Here is an 18,876-nt window from a genome sequence, read left to right as displayed (position 1 = left end):
CCGCGCTACAGTCCGGCGACACCCACCCCGAGCAGGACGCAGCCGACCACGGCCAGCAGCAGTGAGACGCCGCGGCGGCCCTGCGACCGCAGCCAGTCGTACAAGGCCGACAGCGACGCCCGGGTGCGGTCCGGCGCCGCCAGGTAACTCAGCAGTGGGATCTCAACGAACGCGAACGCCACCACGTTGAACATGACCAGGGCGCCGAACTGGGTGGACGCCGCGGCGTCTCACTGCTGCTGGCCGTGGTCGGCTGCGTCCTGCTCGGGGTGGGTGTCGCCGGACTGTAGCGCGGTCAGGACTGCGGCGAGTTCTTCATCACGTACTGGAAGCCGGCGAGCATCTGCGACAGCGGATCAGCGGCGCCGCCGAAGGCGGCCTGGGTCGCCGGCGCGGTGACTGCGGCGGGGTCGTAGCCGTTGCCGGGAGCCACCGTGATCGGCGCCGTCAGCGGGTTGTCGGCGCGCGAGTATCCGGCATCCACATAGGGCTGCAGCACATGGTCGAGCTTGACCAGCGTCTCCTCGGGCACCCCGATGTACTTGAAGGGCAGGACGAGCGGAAGGTGTTCCTCGGGAATGAAATACGTCGTCGTCTTGGCGCCTCGCGAGTTGACGGTCGTGCGGATGTTCTGCGGCGGCACCATGCTCGGTTTGGTGAACGCGACGGAGGTGTGACCGGTCGCCAGGCCCGCGAGCGCATTGAGGATGGACATCCAGTTGTCCGGCCGGTCCGGCCAGTCCGCGATGCTGTCGTAGGCGGAGACGAATTGGTAAGTGTCGTATTGACTTTCGACCGGCGGCGGGACGCGGAAGTCAAGGAAGGGCGTCAGTGTTCCGACCGGGAACGACCGGGTCAGGAAACTCTCGCCGAACGCGTGCCGCGCCACCGGGTCGCCGTACATCGCGAAGGTCAACTGATCGGGGGGCGGCGCCGCTGGGTCGTAGGCGAGCCGCGACTGCACCTCGTTGAGCACCAACGCGCCCTCGGACAACCCGAGCACGGTGCCGGGGCCGCCCTTCTTGATCGCGTTGATGACGTTCGGCGCTCCGACGTCGACCGACTCGCCCACGCTGGGGCCGTCGAGACCCGCTCCGGGCATGATGTCGTCGTCGAGCTTGCCGATGCCGGGGAACAGCCGTTCCAGGGTGTGCCCCTGCACCTGCCCGGACGGGTAGTCGACGATCTCCCGCTCCAGTCCGGGGAACCAGTCCGCGCCGGTACGCCTGATGTATTCGTCGTAGGGGATGCCCATGACGCGAGCGCCGCCCAGCGAGTAACCCTTACCCGGGGTGCCCTGGGGCATTGGGGTTCCACTCGGGGCGCCGGGGGGCGGCGGTGGTGGTTCATCGGCCACCGCGATGCCGAGCCCGAGACATCCTGTCGCGCCGATCGTCGTCATCGCGATGCCGAATGCGAGAAGTCGTTTCATGGCCGTCCGAATCGCCTCCGCCCTACCGCTGCAGTGCACCGCACCTTACTCCAGTCCATGGCCTGCCTCAGGCGTCCAATCGAACGAACTCGTCGCGCCGATACTGCTCGACACACGCAGCGCGCCGGATCTTGCCGCTCGTCGTCGTGGGTATCGCGCCGGGAGCCACCAGCACAAGGTCGGAGACATTGATTCCGTGCGCGTTGGAGATCGCGGCGGTGACGTCGCTCTTGACCGTGCTCAGCCAGCTCGCAGCGGAGTCGAGCTCGGCCGGGGCTTTGAGTTCGATGACGGTGACCAACTTCTCGGTGCTGTGCAGCGGAACCGAGATGGCGGCGGCCCGACCGCGCGTGATCTCTTGGACGGTCGCCTCGATGTCTTCGGGATAGTGGTTGCGGCCCCGGATGATCAGCAGGTCCTTGATGCGGCCGACGATGAACAGCTCGCCCTCGTAGACGAAGCCCAGGTCGCCGGTGCGCAGCCATGGCCCGTCCGGTGTGCCGGATGACGGGTCGACAAGCGTCGCGCCGAAGCAGCCCTGCTCCGCGGGAGGTTTGCGCCAGTAGCCCTCGGCGACGTTTTCGCCGTGCACCCAGATCTCGCCGACCACGTCCGCCGCGCATTCACGGTGTGTCTGGCTGTCGACGATCCGCACCGAAGGGGATCGGGGCAGCCGGTACTTGACCAACGCGGTACCTCTGCCGGCTGCGCACGGTTGAACCCGGCCCTCGCCCAGTGCCGCGGAATCGAAGTGAGCCGCCGGCGTGGTCTCACTCCACGTGCCCGTAGCCACGAAGACCGTCGCCTCCGCCAGGCCGTAGGCGGGGCGCATCATGTGGTCGCGGAAGTTGAAGTGCGCGAACCGGTCCACGAACCGATGCAACGTCGCCGGCTCCACCCGCTCCGCTCCGCTGATGATGCCCACCACGCCGCCGAGGTCGAGCCCGTCCAGGTCGGCGTCGGACGTCTTGCGGGCCGCCAGGTCGAACGCGAAATTCGGCGCCGACGACCATGCGTGCGGGTTCTCGGCCAGCGCCCGCATCCACCGGGCCGGCCGTTCCAGGAACGCCACGGGGCTCATCAGCTCGGCGCGCCGGCCGCACAGAATCGGCGCGCAGACACCCAGCACCAGACCCATGTCGTGGTAGAAGGGCAGCCACGACACGAGCGTGGCGTCCGGCGGCAGTGGGGCGTCGGCGAAGAAGCTCTTCATCAACTGGTCGAAATTCATGGTGAGGTTGCGGTGCGAGAGCATCACGCCGGCAGGCAGCCGCGTCGAGCCGGAGCTGTACTGCAGGTACGCGATGTCGGGCCACTCGGCCGGCGCGAGGCTCGTGCCGCTCCCGGCGTCCAAGTCGAGGGAGTCGACCTCGACGATCTGCGGGATCGTCTCCGCCGGTGACCGAGCTACGAAGTCTCGGACGTCGGCCGCGGATACCGACGTCGTGAGGACGACGGCGGGTTCGGTGTCGGCGAGTACCGCACTGACCCGGTCGTGACCTGAGCCGGGATGCGGCAACGGAAGCGGCACCGCGACAAGACCGGCCTGCATCGAACCCAGGAACGCCAGGACGTACTCCAGACCCTGCGCGGCCAGGATCACCGCCCTGTCACCGGGCGCCCCGTGGCGACCGATCTCGTGCGCCGCGTTCATCGTTCGGCGTGCCAGCTGTGCCCACGTGAGCGTCTCGGCGATCGCGGAGTCTCCGACGTACTCGGTGAACGTGAACGCGATGTCGTCGGGGCGCAGGCTCGCGCGCCCGTGCAGCATCGACAGGATCGACGACTGGGACGTGGAAGTCACTCGGCCGGCACCCGCGTCCGCGACGACGACGGCGCTATTCGTGACGGCCACCAATTCGCACGCCCGACCAAGGCTGCGACGGCCGGCACCGTGATGGTGCGAACCACGAAGGTGTCCAGCAGGATTCCGACGCCGATGACGAAGCCGCCCTGGACCACCGTGCCGATGCTGGAGAACAGCAGGCCGGCCATCGAAGCGGCGAAGATCAGCCCCGCCGCGGTGATCACGCCGCCCGTCGAACTCAACGTGCGGATGACGCCGTAGCGCACGCTGTGCGGGGATTCGTCGCGCAGCCTCGACACGAACAGCATGTTGTAGTCGGCGCCCACCGCCACGAGCACCACGAACGCCAGCCCGGGCACGCTCCAGTGCAGTTCCTGACCGAGCAGCACTTGGAACGTCAGGACTCCGACGCCGATTGCCGCGAAGTAGGAGATCACCACCGAACCGACGAGATAGAGCGGCGCGACGAGCGAACGCAACAGCACGACCAGAATCGTCAACACCACGATGAGCGCGGTGAGGATGATGAACCGGATGTCGCGCTCATAGTGGTCGCGGGTGTCTCGCAGGGCTGCCGGGTAGCCGCCCATCGAAATCGTGGCGTCGGCGAGCGCGGTGTTGGGCTGAGCGCCGCGGGCCACGTCGTTGATCGCGTTGACCTGGTCCATCGCCTCGGAACTGAACGGGTTGAGCTTCGTCTGCACCAGATACCGCACCGAATGGCCGTCCGGCGAGACGAACGCCTTGGCGACTTTCTGGAATTCCACCGTGTTCAGCACCTGGGCCGGAATGTTGAAGCCCGCCATAGAGGGATCGGAAGCGTCCTGCCGCATCGTCAACAGGAAGTCCGACGCCTGGTTGAGCCCGGACGCCATTACCTTGACCTGCTGAACCAGTTCGTCGACTCCGTCGGCCACCCGTTGGCTTCCGCCTGCGAGCCGGTCGGCACCCTGCTGCAGGTCGGTCAGTCCGGCCTCCAGTCCGCCGGGCTTGTCCAGCCCCATCTCGCTGACGGTCTCACCGACGGCGGTGAGCGCGCCGTTCAGTTTGTTCATCGTGGTGTTGAGGGCTCGTCTGTTCTCGACGCTCTGCAGCTCGCCGGCCAGCTCGTTGATCTGGTTGCGGTTGGTGTCGTTTCGTGAGTCGACCACCCGCTGGAACTGCGCGCGGGTAGCGCTGCAGGAGGGGTTGGCGTCGCACACCGCATTGCCGTTCAGCGCGATCAGGACGGGGCCCATCCAGGCGAAGAGATCCTCGACGGCGCCGAATCGCAGGCCCGAGGCGGTGCCGAGCTTGTTGAGGCTGTCGATGAGCTGGGCGGCGACGTCGACGTAGCGCACCAGCTTGTCACCGCTGTACTGCGTCTTCATCGTCGAGACCGTCGCCAGCACATCTTGGAGACGCGGCACGATCGCGTTGACCTGTGCGCGCATGTCGCTGAGGGTTTTCGCGAGAGTGTCCGCGCCGCTTGCCAGTTCGTCGAGGTCGTCGTTGCGCTGGGTGATCTGTGCGGAGCCCTCGGCCAACCGGTCGCCGACGAGGCCCGCCTGGAACGTGGCCCGGAACTCCCTCGGCACCTCGCCCAGCGGTCTGGTGACCCCGCTGACGAGACCCACGTTCGGCAGCTGGGCTATGCGCGACGCCATCTGCTCCAGGTCAGCCAGCGCCCGCGGTGTGCGGAGGTCATGCGGAGACTGCACCAGGATGTACTGGGGGATGGACTGGCTGACGGGGAAGTGGTGTTCCAGTGCGGCGTACCCGATGGAGCTCGACGCCGACGGAGCGACGGCCTTGCGGTCGTCGTAGTTGAACCGCGCGAACACCGCGAAGCCGGCCAGCAGCGCCAACACGAGCAGGCTCGCCACCAGGTGCGGCACGGGCCGCCGCACGATCCGTATTCCGGAGCGCCGCCAGAACCGCGCGGTCAGCTCGCGCCGCGGTTTGACCCAGCCGCGCGGGCCCGCGAGCACCAGGATCGCCGGCAGCAGCGTCACCGCGGCCAGGAACGCGACGCCGATCCCGATCGCCGCCGACACTCCGACCGTTCTGAACACGCCCATCTGGGTGAAGTTCATCAGCAGGAAGGTGAGGCCCACCGTCGCGGCTGATGCGGTGATGACCTTCCCGATCGAGATCAACGCACCCTTCACGGCCCGGTCGGTGTCGGCACCGTCCCGCACGTAGTCGTGGAACCTGCTGATGAGGAAGACCGCGTAGTCCGTCCCCGCGCCGGCCATGATCGCGCTGAGGAAGACGATGGACTGGTTCGAGACGCCCGCACCCGTCAGGTGGGAGAAGCCTGCTACCACCGCCTGCGCGATGACCAGGGACGAGCCGATCGTCACCAACGGCAGCAGCATGGTGACGGCGCTGCGGTACACCAGCAGTAGCACGGCGAGGACGAGGACGGCGATCGCGATCTCGATGGGCAGGCGATCGTGCTCGCCGGCGACGGTGAGGTCGGCGACGGTGGCCGCCGGACCGGTGACGTAGACCTTCAGCTGCCCGTCGGGCACGTTGTGTTCGACGACGTCGGCCACCCGGTTGAACGAGTCGAAGCCCCGCGGGGTGCCCAGCTCACCCTCGAGACTGACCGGCAGCACCCACGTCGTCTTGTCCTTGCTCGTCAGGAACGGTCGCAGCTGCGGGGTGCCGAGGAAGTCCTGCACCGACACGACGTCGGTGACGTCGTCGTGCAGCGCATCAACCACCTTGCGGTAGGTGGCCTCGTCGGCGGGGACCAACCCCTTCTCGTTGATGAACGCGACGACCATCAGGTTGTCCGAATTCGACTCCTGGAAGGCCTCGGCCATCTTCTTGGCGGTGACGCTCGACGGTGCGTCGCTGGGCAGGATGACGAGCGGATGCCTCTGGGCCATCTCGCCGAGGGACGGCAGCGTCAGCGGCAGCGCCACGGCCATGGCGAGCCAGAGCCCGATCACCGCCCAGGGCCACCGCACCACGACATCGGCTAGCCGCCGCATGTTCCCCTCATCCCCTCCTGCTCCGCGCTATGCGACACGGCCCCAGTGCCCGCTGTCGGCGACCAGCGCGGCCACCGACCTCATCGTGTCCATATAGCGGGCGACGGACTTTCTGGCCACAGCATTGTCGGGATGCATGACCGCCATCGCCGTGCCCTCGCCGTAGCGGAATATGTAAATGGTGAGCTGGTACGAGAACCGGCCGTCCGGATAGATCCCGATATTGTTCGCCAAACCCATGTCGGCGGCTGCCAGCACAGCATTGAGCGGAGCGGCGCCACCGTGGAAGAAATTCGACACGGGGAAATTCGGTTGTGGCCATCGCAGCCACGGCGCCAATTCCAGCACGCGGTAATACGGCACCTTCGCCATATTCAGGTTCGAGTCGAAAGAAGCCTGGGCCGCCCATGCGGCGTCACCGAACGAAGCGGCGCCTATCGGCACGGTGATCGGGATCAAGCCGGTGAACCAGCCCTGCGTCATGAAATTGTCTGTGGCGCTGCGGGAATCGCGCGGCGTGAGCCCGTAGTAGGTGAGAGCGCCGGTCAGTTCGTGCTCGACCTGCGCGAGGCAGGCGAAGAGGCCGCCGATGAACCGGGCGCCGGCCGCCGTGCACGCCGATTCGAAACGTTCGGTCTGGGCAGGGTCCATTAGGATTTCCGACGTCATGTCACTGCTCGTCGATTCGCGCGGATTACCCAGCGGAAGCGGGAATTCGGGAAAGCCGCCGTCGTTGGCTTCGGCGAAGTCGATCCAGGCCCGAACCTCGGGCGAATCCACCGTCAGCGCCGAAGTGCGCTCGCGTTCGCGGACACAGAATTCATCGAAGCTGCCGGCCTCGGGAAGAGTGAGCGCGATACCGCTTGTGCTCAGCGCCGAATACATCCCATTGGCTTCCAGCATCGTGGTGCCGATCAACGTCGCATCCCCGTGCACATGATCGGCGGCGGCGAAGAAAGTGAAGAAGTCCTCGTTCTGGATGATCCCGAATGTGAAGCAGGCCCACTCTAATGGGCTCGGGATGCCCACGACGTGGGCGTGGATCTCGTCGATGGTCAGGCTGCCGTGATTGACAGGCATGAACTCGATGTCGGCCGGATCCTCGAGCGCGTGCCGCACGAACTCCCCGTCGCCGGTCTGCTCGAACCAGCTGCGGAACGTGTCGTGCCGGCGCAGGTACGCGTTGACGGCGTGATCCATCGCCTCGATGTCGCACTGGCCGGACACGTCGCAGCTGGCGATGATCTGCCGGGAGAAGTTCAGTCCCGCCGCTGTCCGTTCACAGAAGTTCTGCAGATGTTGACGCTGCATGTAGCTGATGGGCACCGTGCTGACCGGCGCTTGTCGCGCCTTCTCCTGCGCGGACGCTGTCGGGTGCCAGGAGATGACGGTGCCCGGCTTCAGCGACCATTCGTCGAGTGCGCCAACAGTGATCTTGCCGATGCGCAATACGCCGTCCTCCCGCTCGGCCGCCGGATGCGACATCAGCCGTGCGGGATCAACATACCCCCGTTAAGACAGCGGTCGCCCAGCCTTTGGGCGAACCTGGAAAGCCCAGAATCCCATCCGCCGATGCCATAGTCTCCGAAAGGAGTTCCACTTCAGGCGGCGACAGGTGCCCGTCCGGCCATCTTCTGACCGCCGACGCAAGGGAGGAAAACGGCATGGGATCCGCCGTACATCCGATCGAGCCGGCCCCGCGTCTCGCCATCATCGGCTACGCAGCGCGTTTTCCTGGCGCCCGAGACGCCGACGGGTTCTGGGAGGTGCTGCGCGACGGCCGCGACGCCGTGTCGGAGGTGCCGGAGGACCGCTGGGACGTCGACGAGTTCTTCGACGACGATCCAGACGCGCCCGGCAAGGTCGTGACGCGCCGTGCCGGTTTCGTCGACGACGCGACGGGCTTCGACGCGCCGTTCTTCGGTGTGTCGACGCGCGAGGTCAGGTTGATGGACCCGCAACATCGGCTGCTGCTGGAGACGGCGTGGCACGCGGTCGAGCATTCCGGCACCGCGCCGAGCAGCCTGGCCGACAGCAACACCGGCGTGTTCGTCGGGATGTCCACCCACGACTACCTCGGGATGGCTTCCGACGAGCTGACCTACCCGGAGATCGAGGCCTACATGGCCATCGGGACGTCGCACGCGGCGGCGGCCGGCCGGATCAGCTACCGCCTGGGGCTGCAGGGGCCCGCGGTCGCCGTCGACACGGCATGCAGCTCGTCGTTGGTGGCCATCCATCAGGCGTGCCAGGCGCTGCGGTTAGGCGAATGCGACCTCGCCCTCGCCGGCGGCGTGAACCTCCTGCTCACCCCGGCGACCATGATCACGTTCTCGCACGCCCACATGCTCGCGCCCGACGGCCGCTGCAAGACGTTCGACGCGGCCGCGGACGGCTACGTGCGGGGCGAAGGTTGCGGTGTCATCGTCATCAAGCGGCTCGACGACGCGATCCGCGACGGGGACCGGATCCGGGCCGTGATCCGCGGCAGCGCCATCAACCAGGACGGCGCATCGGGCGGGTTGACGGTGCCGAACGGCGTTGCGCAGCAACGGGTCATCACCGACGCGCTGAGCCGCGCCGGCGTCGAGCCCAGCGAAGTGGGGTACCTGGAGGCGCACGGCACCGGCACGTCGCTGGGTGACCCCATCGAAGCGCAGGCCGCCGGTGCGGTGCTCGGTGCCGGACGCGACGCCGACCGGCCGCTGTTGATCGGGTCGGCGAAGACCAACATCGGTCACCTCGAGGCGGCCGCGGGGATAGCGGGTATCATCAAGGTCGTCCTGTCGCTCGAGAACGAGTTGCTGCCGCCGCACCTGCACTTCCAGAATCCGTCGCCGCACATCCCCTGGGAGCGGCTGCCGGTGGAGGTCGTCAAGGACGCCACCGCCTGGAAACGCGACGGGGTGCCCCGTATCGCCGGGATCAGCTCGTTCGGGTTCGCCGGGACCAACGCGCACGTCATCGTCGAGGAAGCGCCCGCCCAGCCGGCGCATCCGGACGGCGCCGGCGCCACGCGGGACGGCGACGGGCAGTTCAGTCTTCTGCCGCTGTCGGCGCGGACGCCGTCGGCTCTGGTGCAGCTCGCCGATCAGTACCGCCACTGGCTGAGCGCACACCCCGAGGCCACCTTGGCCGACGCGTGCTTCACCGCCGGCGTGGGCCGAGCGCACCTCGAGCACCGCGCCGCGGTGGTCGCCGATTCGAGAGAGTCCGCGATCGAGCTGTTGAGCGCGCTCGCTGAGGACCGCCCTGCGCCAGGCCTCTTTCGCGGGGAGTCGTATGAGGCGCCGAAGACGGCGTGGCTGTTCACCGGACAGGGCAGCCAGTACGCCGGCATGGCGTCCGAACTGTTCCACACCGAGCCGGTGTTCGCCGAGACGGTGCAGCGGTGCGCGGCAGCGGTCGCCGATGTCCTCGAAAAGCCCTTGCTGGACGTGATTTTCGAGCTGGACGGCCCGGACCGTGAGGAGACGTTACGACAGACGTCCTACGCGCAGCCGGCGCTGTTCGCGGTGGAGATGGGGTTGGCCGCGCTCTGGCAGTCGTGGGGTTTGCAACCCGATGTCGTGCTCGGCCACAGCGTCGGCCAGTACTCGGCGGCGTGCGTCGCGGGGGTGTTCTCTCTCGAGGACGGCGCGCGACTCATGGCCGAACGCGGCCGTCTGTTCGGCAGTCTGCCCGCCGGCGGCCGGATGGTCGCGGTATTCACCTCCGCCGATCGTGTGGAGAGCCGGGCCGACGAGTTCCCGAGCCTGTCGGTCGCCGCTTACAACGGCACCAACATCGTGTTGTCCGGTCCGGCAGAGGATTTGGAGAAGGCGATCGCTCCGCTGTCCGCCGAGGGGGTGCGATGCGACTGGCTCGAGACGAGCCACGCGTTCCACTCGGCGCTGCTGGAACCGATCCTCGGCGACTTCGAAGCTTTCGCTGCGCAGTTCGAATTCAGGGCGCCGCAACGGATTCTGATCGACAACCGCACCGGCGCCGCGCTCGGCAGGAGCGTCAAACTCGATGCCGCCTACTGGCGCCGTCACGCGCGTCAACCGGTGGAGTTCGCCAAGAGCGTGCGCACGCTCGCCGAGCAGAACTGCAAGGTGCTACTGGAGATCGGGCCGCGACCGGTACTCACCGCCGCGGCGCTGGGGGCTTGGCCGGATCCGGCCACCGCGCCGCGGGTCATCGCGTCGCTGCGCCCGACCATTGCCGACCACCGGCAGATCACCGAAGCAGTCGCCGGCGCTTACGTCTTGGGCCACGTGCCCGACTTCGGTGCAATGCGACAGGCGCACGCGCGCAAGATCGACCTCCCCCGCTATCCGTTCGAGCACCGCGAATACTGGTACCGAGACACCCGGGAGCGCCCCAACCAACAGCAGAACCTCGACGGGCCCCGCACAGACACCCTGCGTCTGCTCGAGGACGGCCGGATCGAGGAACTCGCGGCGCTACTCGACGGGGCGGGCGAGGACCCTCAGGCCATCGACGTGCTGACCAAGCTTGCCGCACAACACAACCGGCAACGGACAAGCCGGTCGATCGCCGACGACCGCTACGAGTTCCGCTGGGAGGAGTCGCCCGCTGCACACTCGGGCGCGACCGCGACGTGGATCATCGTCGGCGACCAACCCGACACCATCCGACCCCTGGCCGACGTGCTCACCGCAGCCGGCCACCAGCACCGGACCGCCGGGTTACCGACGTCCGACGCCGACGAAGCAGCGCTCGCAGAAGAACTACGCGCTGCGGCAGCAGCGGATCCGGCGCTGCGGGTGGTGCATGTCGCGTCCATCGACCTCGACACCACACCGTCGATGCAGTCACTGCTGGAGATGCAACACCGCATCCTGGGCGGAACACGGCGGCTCTTCCGCGCCGCGGTCACCGCCGAACTGCGCGCGCCCGTCTGGCTGGTGACAAAGGGCGCGCAGCGCGTCGTCGACGGTGACTGCGTGGCACCGGATCAGAGCTGCCTGTGGGGGTTCGGCCGGGCCGCGGCGTTGGAGCTGCCACAACTGTGGGGTGGGCTGGTCGACTTGCCGCCCGGTGAAGAAGCCGGCGTCGACGAGTGGTCTGCGGTCGTCAACCGGATTGCGGCGTCCCACGACTCGGCCGTTCGGGAAGACCAGTTCGCGCTGCGCGACCACGCGACCTATGTGCCCAGGCTGGTCCGGCGAAGCGGCCAGCCGAGCGGTGTGCCGCTGCAACTGCGTGACGAAGCAACATATCTGGTGACCGGCGGCCTCGGGGCGATCGGGCTGGAGATCGCCGGACATCTGGCCGCGCACGGCGCGAAGCACCTGGTGCTGACCAGTCGGCGGGAGCCCAGCGAAGACGTTCAGCGTCGCATCGACACGCTGAGCGAACGGCACGGCTGCGAATTCCGCATCATGACGGCCGACGTCGCCGATGCGCAGGAGGTCGCACGTGTGCTGACCACGGTGCGGGCCGACATGCCGACGCTCGCCGGCATCGTCCACGCAGCTGGAGAGAACGGCACCACCCCGCTCAACGGTGCGGACTTCGACTCGCAGCAAGCCGAGATGGATCGCGTCTTCGCGGGAAAGGTCTGGGGCGCTTGGCATCTGAGTGCAGCGACGGCTGACCTTCCGCTCGACTTCTTCATCAGCACCTCGTCGATCGCGTCGGTGTGGGGCGGATACGGTCAGACCGCCTATGGTGCGGCCAACGCGTTCCTCGACGGCCTGGCTTGGCGTCAGCGCGAGCAGGGCGTCGCCGGGGTCAGCGTCAACTTCGGCCCATGGTCTGCCGGCATGGCCGACGCCGACTCGCGCGCGCGACTGGAGCAACGCGGAGTGAAGACGCTGTCACCGGCCGACGCGCTGGCCGGTCTTGCCGATGTGGTCTCCGCTTCATCTGCACAAGGAGTGGTGGCCCGGATCAACTGGGCCCGGTTCCTGCCGATCTACCAGCAGGCCGGCCGGCGCGGGTTTCTGGCGCAGTTGGAGCGTGAGTTGCCTGCCGACTCGACGGCACCGGCTGTGCTGCCCTCAGGGAACACCAAGCTGGTCGAGCGACTCACCCACGCTCCGGTGCAGCAGCGCCGCAAACTTCTGACCGACTACCTGCGCGACGCGGTGGCCGACGTGACACGCGTCGACGCCGCGCAGATCCGCGAGGACGCGGGTTTCTTCGACCTCGGCATGGACTCGTTGATGGCCGTCGAACTGCGGCGCCGCCTCGAACAGGGTGTGGGGCACGAGATTCCGGTCACGTTGGTGATGGACCATCCCCGGCTGTCCGACGTCGCCGACTACCTGCTCGGCGACATCCTCAAACTCAGCGACCAGCCGGCTCCGGCGCCGGAACTCACCGCCGCGGTGACGCGTACCGACGAACCGATCGCGGTCGTCGCAGTGTCGTGCCGGTTCCCCGGTGCGCCGGATCCGGAAGCTTTCTGGGAGGTGCTGTCCGGTGGTGTCGATGCGATCCGGGAGGTCCCGGAGGATCGGTACGACATCGAGGAGTTCTACGACCCGGATCCCGAGACTCCTGGCAAGATCTACACGCGCTTCGGTGGATTCCTCGACGAGATCGACGGATTCGATCCCGAGTTCTTCGGCATCTCTCCGCGCGAAGCCGTCTGGATCGAGCCGCAACAGCGGCTGACGCTCGAGACGGCCTGGGAAGGTCTGGAACGGGCGGGGTATTCGCCGGCCTCGTTGCGCGGCAGCCGAACCGGCATCTTCATGGGTGTCGCCGCCAACGAGTACGCACACCTGCTGTCCTCCGAGTCGGTCGACAAGATCGAGCCGTACTTCATCACCGGCAATGCCCTCAACGCGGTTTCCGGCCGCGTCGCCTTCGCCCTGGGCCTCGAAGGGCCTGCCGTCGCGGTCGACACCGCATGCAGTTCGGCGTTGGTGGCCGTCCACCAGGCCTGCCAGGCATTGCACGCCGGTGACTGCGACATGGCGCTGGCCGGCGGGGTGAACGTCTTGCTGAGCCCGGTGACGGTGATCGCGGCTTCGCGCGCCCGGATGCTTTCTCCCGTCGGGCGGTGCAAGACGTTCGACGCCTCTGCCGACGGCTACGTGCGCAGTGAAGGCTGCGGCATCCTGGTGCTCAAGCGGCTGAGTGACGCGGTCCGTGACGGCGACCGCGTGCAGGCGGTGATCGCGGGCAGCGGAGTCAACCAGGACGGCGCTTCCAGTGGCCTGACCGTACCGAACGGCGGTGCACAGCAACGGCTTATCAAGACGGTTCTGGCGCGTGCCGGCGTTACGGGCGGCGACGTCGACTATCTCGAAGCGCACGGCACCGGGACGCCGCTGGGTGATCCGATCGAGGTGCAAGCGGCCGCAGCCGCCTACGGCGCCGCGCGCGACGCGGACCGGCCACTGTTGATGGGTTCGGTGAAGACCAACGTCGGGCATCTCGAATCAGCCTCAGGGGCAGCGGGTCTGATCAAGGTAGTCCTGTCGCTGCAGCATCAACTGCTGCCCCAGAGCCTGCACTTCGACAATCCGTCGCCGCACATCCCCTGGGACTCGTTGCCGGTGCGGGTCGTCGAGGAAGCGACTCCGTGGCAGACCAACGGCAAACCCCGCCGCGCCGGTGTGAGCTCGTTCGGATTCACCGGCACCAATGCGCACGTGCTGATCGAGGAAGCGCCGCCGGCGCCCGTCGCCGCCGAGGATGGTTCAGCAGCCGCGGAGTCGGCCGAACAGCCTGTCAACGTGCTGGCGTTGTCCGCGCGGACACCCGAGGCGCTGCTGGCGTTGGCCCAGCGGTACGGCGCCTGGTTCGAGAAGTATCCGGACGCCGACTTGGCCGAAGTCTGCCTCACGGCGGGAACGGGCCGTTCGCATTTCGAGCATCGGGCCGCGCTGGTCGTGGATTCGGTCGAGAGCGCGCGTGAGGGCTTGGTCGACCTGGCCGCGAACCGGCAGCGCCCGGGCGTGGTACGCGGTGAGTGCACCGAGCGCCCGACGACAGCGTGGTTGTTCACCGGGCAAGGTAGTCAGTATCCAGGGATGGCGCGTGAGTTGTTCACCGCTGAACCGGTTTTCGCCGAGACGGTGAAACGCTGCGCGGAAGCCGTCGACGGTATGCTGCCGCGTCCGCTGCTCGATGTGTTGTTCGCCACCACCCGTGAGGACGCGGAAGCGTTGCGGCACACTTCTTTTGCCCAGCCGGCACTCTACGCGGTCGAGATGGGGCTGGCCCGGCTGTGGCAGTCGTGGGGGGTCGAACCCGATGTGGTTCTCGGGCACAGCGTCGGCCAGTACGCGGCGGCATGTGTGGCCGGGGTGTTCAGCCTCGAGGACGGAGCGCGGCTGATGGCCGAGCGCGGGCGGCTGTTCGGCAGCCTGCCCGAAGGTGGGCGAATGGTGGCCGTGTTCACCGACGCGAAACAGGTCGAGGACACCGCCGCGGAGTTCCCCCGGGTGTCGGTGGGCGCGTACAACGGCCCCAACACCGTGCTTTCCGGTCCCGGTGAGGATCTCGAGCAGATAGTCGCTCGGTTCGGTGACGAAGGCATCCGGTGCACCTGGCTGGAGACCAGCCACGCGTTCCACTCCGAGCTGTTGGATCCCGTGCTCGACGAATTCGAGGCGTACGCGGCGCGGATGCAGTTCGCGGCCCCGACTCTGCCGCTGGTGTGTAACCGCACCGGCGCCGTGCTGACGACCCAGACACCGCTCGACGCCCAGTACTGGCGGCGGCATTCCCGCCAGCCGGTGCAATTCGCCGAAAGCGTGCGGACCGTGGCCGCGCTGGGCTGTTCGGTGTTGATGGAGATCGGCCCGCAGCCGGTGCTGACCGGGGCTGCGGTACAGGTCTGGCCGGAACACATGCCGGCGCCGCGGGCGGTGGTCTCGCTGCGTAAAGGCGTCGGTGACCGGCGCCAGATCACCGACGCGCTGGCAGCGGCCTACGTCGGCGGGCACCGACTCGACTTCGCCGCGCTGCATGGTCAGCGCCGCCGTCGCCTCGAGTTGCCCACTTATCCGTTCCAGCGCCGTCGTTTCTGGCCGAAGACATCGGGTATCACCGTCGACGGTCCGGCGGTCTCCGGATTGCTGGGAAGCGCAAAGGATCTCGCGTCCGGCGACTCCGTCTACACCACCAGGTTGTCCGTCAAGTCGCAGCCGTGGCTGTCCGATCACGTCATCTACGGAACCGTCGTCGTCCCCGGGGCCACATATGTGACGATGGCGCTGGCCGCTGTCGGCGCGCCGGCCCGGGCGAAAGACATCTTCTTCTACGAGCCGATCATCCTGCCGGAGAAGAGTTCCCGTGAAGTGCAGCTGACGCTTCATCCGTTGGAGGACAGCGGTGAAGTCAGCTTCAAGCTGCACAGCCGTCCGTACGGCGTTCGCGACGCCGAGTGGTCGCTGAACGCTGACGGAACCGTCCTGAGTGACACCGATTTCACCGACGAACCGATATCGGGCAGCGAAGAACCCATCGACGAGGTGGTCGAGCGGCTGGGCCGTATGCGCCCGCAGGACTTGTTCGAAACCTTCGCCGACGCGGAATTGAACTGGGGGCCAACCTGGTCCGAGTCACTCAAGGCGCTGTGGGTTGCCGAGGGCGAGGCGATCGGCGACATCATCGTCGGCGAGAAGCTCGCCGAGCACCTCGGCACCGAGCCGATGCACCCGGTGCTGATGGATCTGTGCACCGGTGTCACCTTCCCGGCGTTCCCGTCGCATCTTGCGCTCGAGCGTGGCGTGAACGACATGTTCCTGCCGTTGCGGTACGGGCAGGTGTGGCTGCTCGAGAAGATTCCGCGGCGGTTCTACTGCCGGGCGAAGTGGCACGCCAGCGGCGTCGACAACGAAACCCAGGTCTTCGATCTCGATTTCGTCGATCGAGATGGCCGCCTGCTCGGCGGGATTCGCGAGTTCACGGTCAAGCGGGCACCGCGCGAGGCGCTGCTGCGCGGCCTCGGCGGGGATGCGACCAGGCTGCTCTACACGCTCGGCTGGCACGAAGTGCCGCTACCGCCGTCGGACGACGACGTCGCCCCGGTGAACGGAACCTGGCTGATCGCCGGTTTCGACGAACTGGCAGCCCAGGTGCCCGGGTGCATCCCGTTCCATCAGACCGTCGACGCCGAGCCGTTGGGACCGCTGCTGGTGAACGCGCACGAGCGCGGTGTCGGCTTCTCGGGCGTGGTGTGGCGGGCGAGCGCGCCCGGGACCGACGAGTCGAGCGCCGAGACGGCCGAGCGGATCGAGGCCGAGATCGCCCAGCTGCTGTCGGTCGTCCACACCGTGCAGAGCGGCTCGGTGAAGCTTCCGGGCGGACTGTGGATCAGCACCGACCGGGCCGTGGCGACCGAGTCCGGTGAACCGGTGGACCCGGTGCAGGCCGCGCTGTGGGGATTCGGGCGCACGACTATCAACGAGGAGCCGGCGCTGCGCTGCAAGCTGGTCGACAGCGACGGGTCACCGGAGGCGGCACGGGTGCTCGCCGGCCTGCTGGCCGAGCCGATCGACGAACCGGAACTCGCGCTGCGACAAGGCAAACTGCTCGCCTCGCGGTTGTTGCCGTGGGCGCGCAGCGGGCATCTGACGGTGCCACGCTCGGCCGACTACGTCCTGGCGCCGACCGAACGCGGCGCGATCGACAACCTGCGGTTGGTCGAAACCGAGGTGACACCCCCGGGTGAGGGTTACGTGCAGGTGCGGGTGGAGGCCGCGGGCCTCAACTTCCGGGACGTGCTCAACGTGCTCGGCCTCTACCCGGGTGACCCCGGACCGATCGGTGGGGACTTCGCCGGCATAGTCACGCAACTGGGTGACGGGGTCACCGGCGTCGAGGTCGGCCAGCGCGTCTACGGCTTCATGCAGGGCGCGTTCTGCAGCCGGTTCAACGTTCCGCTCCAATTGGTGGCGCCGTTGCCGGAGGGGCTGAGCGCGGTGGCGGCGGCAACCATCCCGGCCGCGGCGCTGACAGTTCGGCTCGCGTTCGACTGGGCGCAGCTCAAGCCTGGCGACCGCGTGCTCATCCACGCCGCCAGCGGCGGTGTCGGACTATATGCGGTGCAGATGGCGCAGCAGCACGGTGCGGTCGTGTTCGCGACCGCCAGCAAGTACAAGCGGGCGACGCTGCGTGAGATGGGCGTGCAGTATGTCTACGATTCGCGCACGACGGATTTCGCCGACCAGATATTGGCGGACACCGACGGTGCCGGTGTCGACGTCGTGCTCAACAGCCTGACGAATGAGGGTTTCGTCGAGGCCACCGTGCGCGCGACGGCACAGAACGGTCGGTTCGCCGAGATCGCCAAGCGCGACATCTGGACGCTGGAGCAGATGGCGTCGGCCCGGCCCGACATCGCCTACGAGATCGTCGCGCTGGATCTCACCGCTCTGCAGAATCCCGACCACGTCAAGCGACTGCTGACCGAAGTGTCCGACGGGATGGCCAGTCAGGAGTGGACGCCGCTGCCCGCCGAGATCTACCCGATCACCGAGGCGCGGGCGGCGTTCCGCCGCATGCAGCAGGCGCGGCACATCGGAAAGATCGTGTGCCAGATACCGGTTCCGCTCCAGCCGCGGCCCGAGCGCAGCTATCTGATCACCGGTGGCCTCGGGGCGATCGGTCTGCACACGGCGTCGTACTTCGCCCAGCTCGGTGCCGGCGACATCGTGTTGACCAGCCGGCGGGCGCCGGACGCCACGACGCAGCAAGCCATCGACGACATCACCGAGCGCTACAAGTGCCGCATTCACGTCTTCACAGCGGACGTGGGCGACGAGTCCGACGTCGCGCAGTTGCTGCAACGGATCCGCGCGGAGCTGCCGCCACTCGCCGGGGTGGCGCACCTGGCCGGGGTTCTCGACGACGCGCTGCTGTCGCAGCAGAGCCTCGAGCGATTCCGTACTACGTTGGCGCCCAAGGCCTTCGGAGCCTGCCATCTGGATCGGCTGACCAAGGACGACGACTTGGACTTCTTCATCGTGTCCTCCTCGGTGTCGAGCGTGTTCGGTTCACCCGGCCAGGCCAACTACGCAACCGCCAACGCGCTGCTCGACGGGCTGGTGGCCCGGCGTCGGGCACAGGGCCTGCCGGCGACGGGCGTCAACTTCGGGCCGTGGGCCCAGGGCGGTATGGCGTCCTCGGAGGCTGCGAGCGCCAACATCGGTGCGCAGGGCCTGATTCCGCTGGAGCCGTCGGCCGCGCTGAGCGCGCTCACCGAGGTCGTCGCGAACGGCACCGGCCAGGCCACCGTCGTCAAGGCCAATTGGCAGCGGGCGGCCAAGGTGTTGGGCGCTGTGCGTCCCCCGATTCTCGATCTGGTGTTGCCTCGCCCCGAAGGTGAAATGACCGGGGACAGCGAGCTGCTCAAGCAGTTGCAGGAGATCCCGGTGCCGCAGCGCGCCGGTTTCGTGACCGAGTTCCTGCAGCGTGAGGTGCAGAACTTCCTGCGGCTGGCTCAACCGCCCGCCGCCACGAGCCGGTTCCTCGACTTGGGCACGGATTCGCTGATGGCGATCGAACTGCGCAACCGGCTGCACAGCCAGTTCGGTGGCGCGTTCACGATCAACGCGACCGCGGTGTTCGACTACCCGACCATCGGGGGCCTCGCCGAATACCTGGTGGGCCAACTGCCCGATGCACAGACCGCGGAAGCGCCGGAAGAGCACCCGGTCTCGCCGTCCGAATGACCCGCC

5 protein-coding genes and 1 pseudogene are annotated in these 18,876 nt (G+C 67.7%); 1 reads left to right on the top strand and 5 read right to left on the bottom strand.

Annotated features, from left to right (window positions below):
* Positions 1-5: 5 nt before the first annotated feature.
* From A5663_RS14560 to A5663_RS14540, 5 genes and pseudogenes are all read right to left on the bottom strand, one after another.
* Positions 6-227 (bottom strand): annotated as a pseudogene (locus tag A5663_RS14560) (GAP family protein); the annotation flags it as partial.
* A 68-nt stretch (positions 228-295) separates the two neighbouring features.
* A complete protein-coding gene (pe, locus tag A5663_RS14555) occupies positions 296-1,432 on the bottom strand; it encodes an acyltransferase PE (RefSeq protein ID WP_068150159.1) in 1,137 nt (378 codons plus the stop codon).
* Positions 1,433-1,499: 67 nt separating this feature from the next.
* A complete protein-coding gene (locus tag A5663_RS14550) occupies positions 1,500-3,236 on the bottom strand; it encodes an AMP-binding protein (protein ID WP_082974137.1) in 1,737 nt (578 codons plus the stop codon).
* A complete protein-coding gene (locus A5663_RS14545; protein ID WP_068150156.1) occupies positions 3,233-6,223 on the bottom strand; it encodes an RND family transporter in 2,991 nt (996 codons plus the stop codon). Before A5663_RS14545 ends, A5663_RS14550 begins: the two co-directional genes overlap by 4 nt.
* 27 nt (positions 6,224-6,250) lie before the next feature.
* A complete protein-coding gene (locus tag A5663_RS14540) occupies positions 6,251-7,672 on the bottom strand; it encodes a condensation domain-containing protein (protein WP_068150175.1) in 1,422 nt (473 codons plus the stop codon).
* 215 nt (positions 7,673-7,887) lie between these two features.
* Here A5663_RS14540 and A5663_RS14535 point away from each other — a divergent pair, with 215 nt between their 5' ends.
* Positions 7,888-18,870 carry a type I polyketide synthase gene (locus A5663_RS14535; protein ID WP_068150153.1) on the top strand — a complete coding sequence of 3,661 codons (10,983 nt, stop codon included), beginning with the start codon at positions 7,888-7,890 and terminating at the stop codon, positions 18,868-18,870.
* Positions 18,871-18,876 lie beyond the last annotated feature (6 nt).

It is taken from the genome of Mycobacterium sp. E740 (assembly GCF_001672895.1).
Classification (GTDB): domain Bacteria; phylum Actinomycetota; class Actinomycetes; order Mycobacteriales; family Mycobacteriaceae; genus Mycobacterium.
This window is presented reverse-complemented; position numbering and strand designations above follow the sequence as displayed.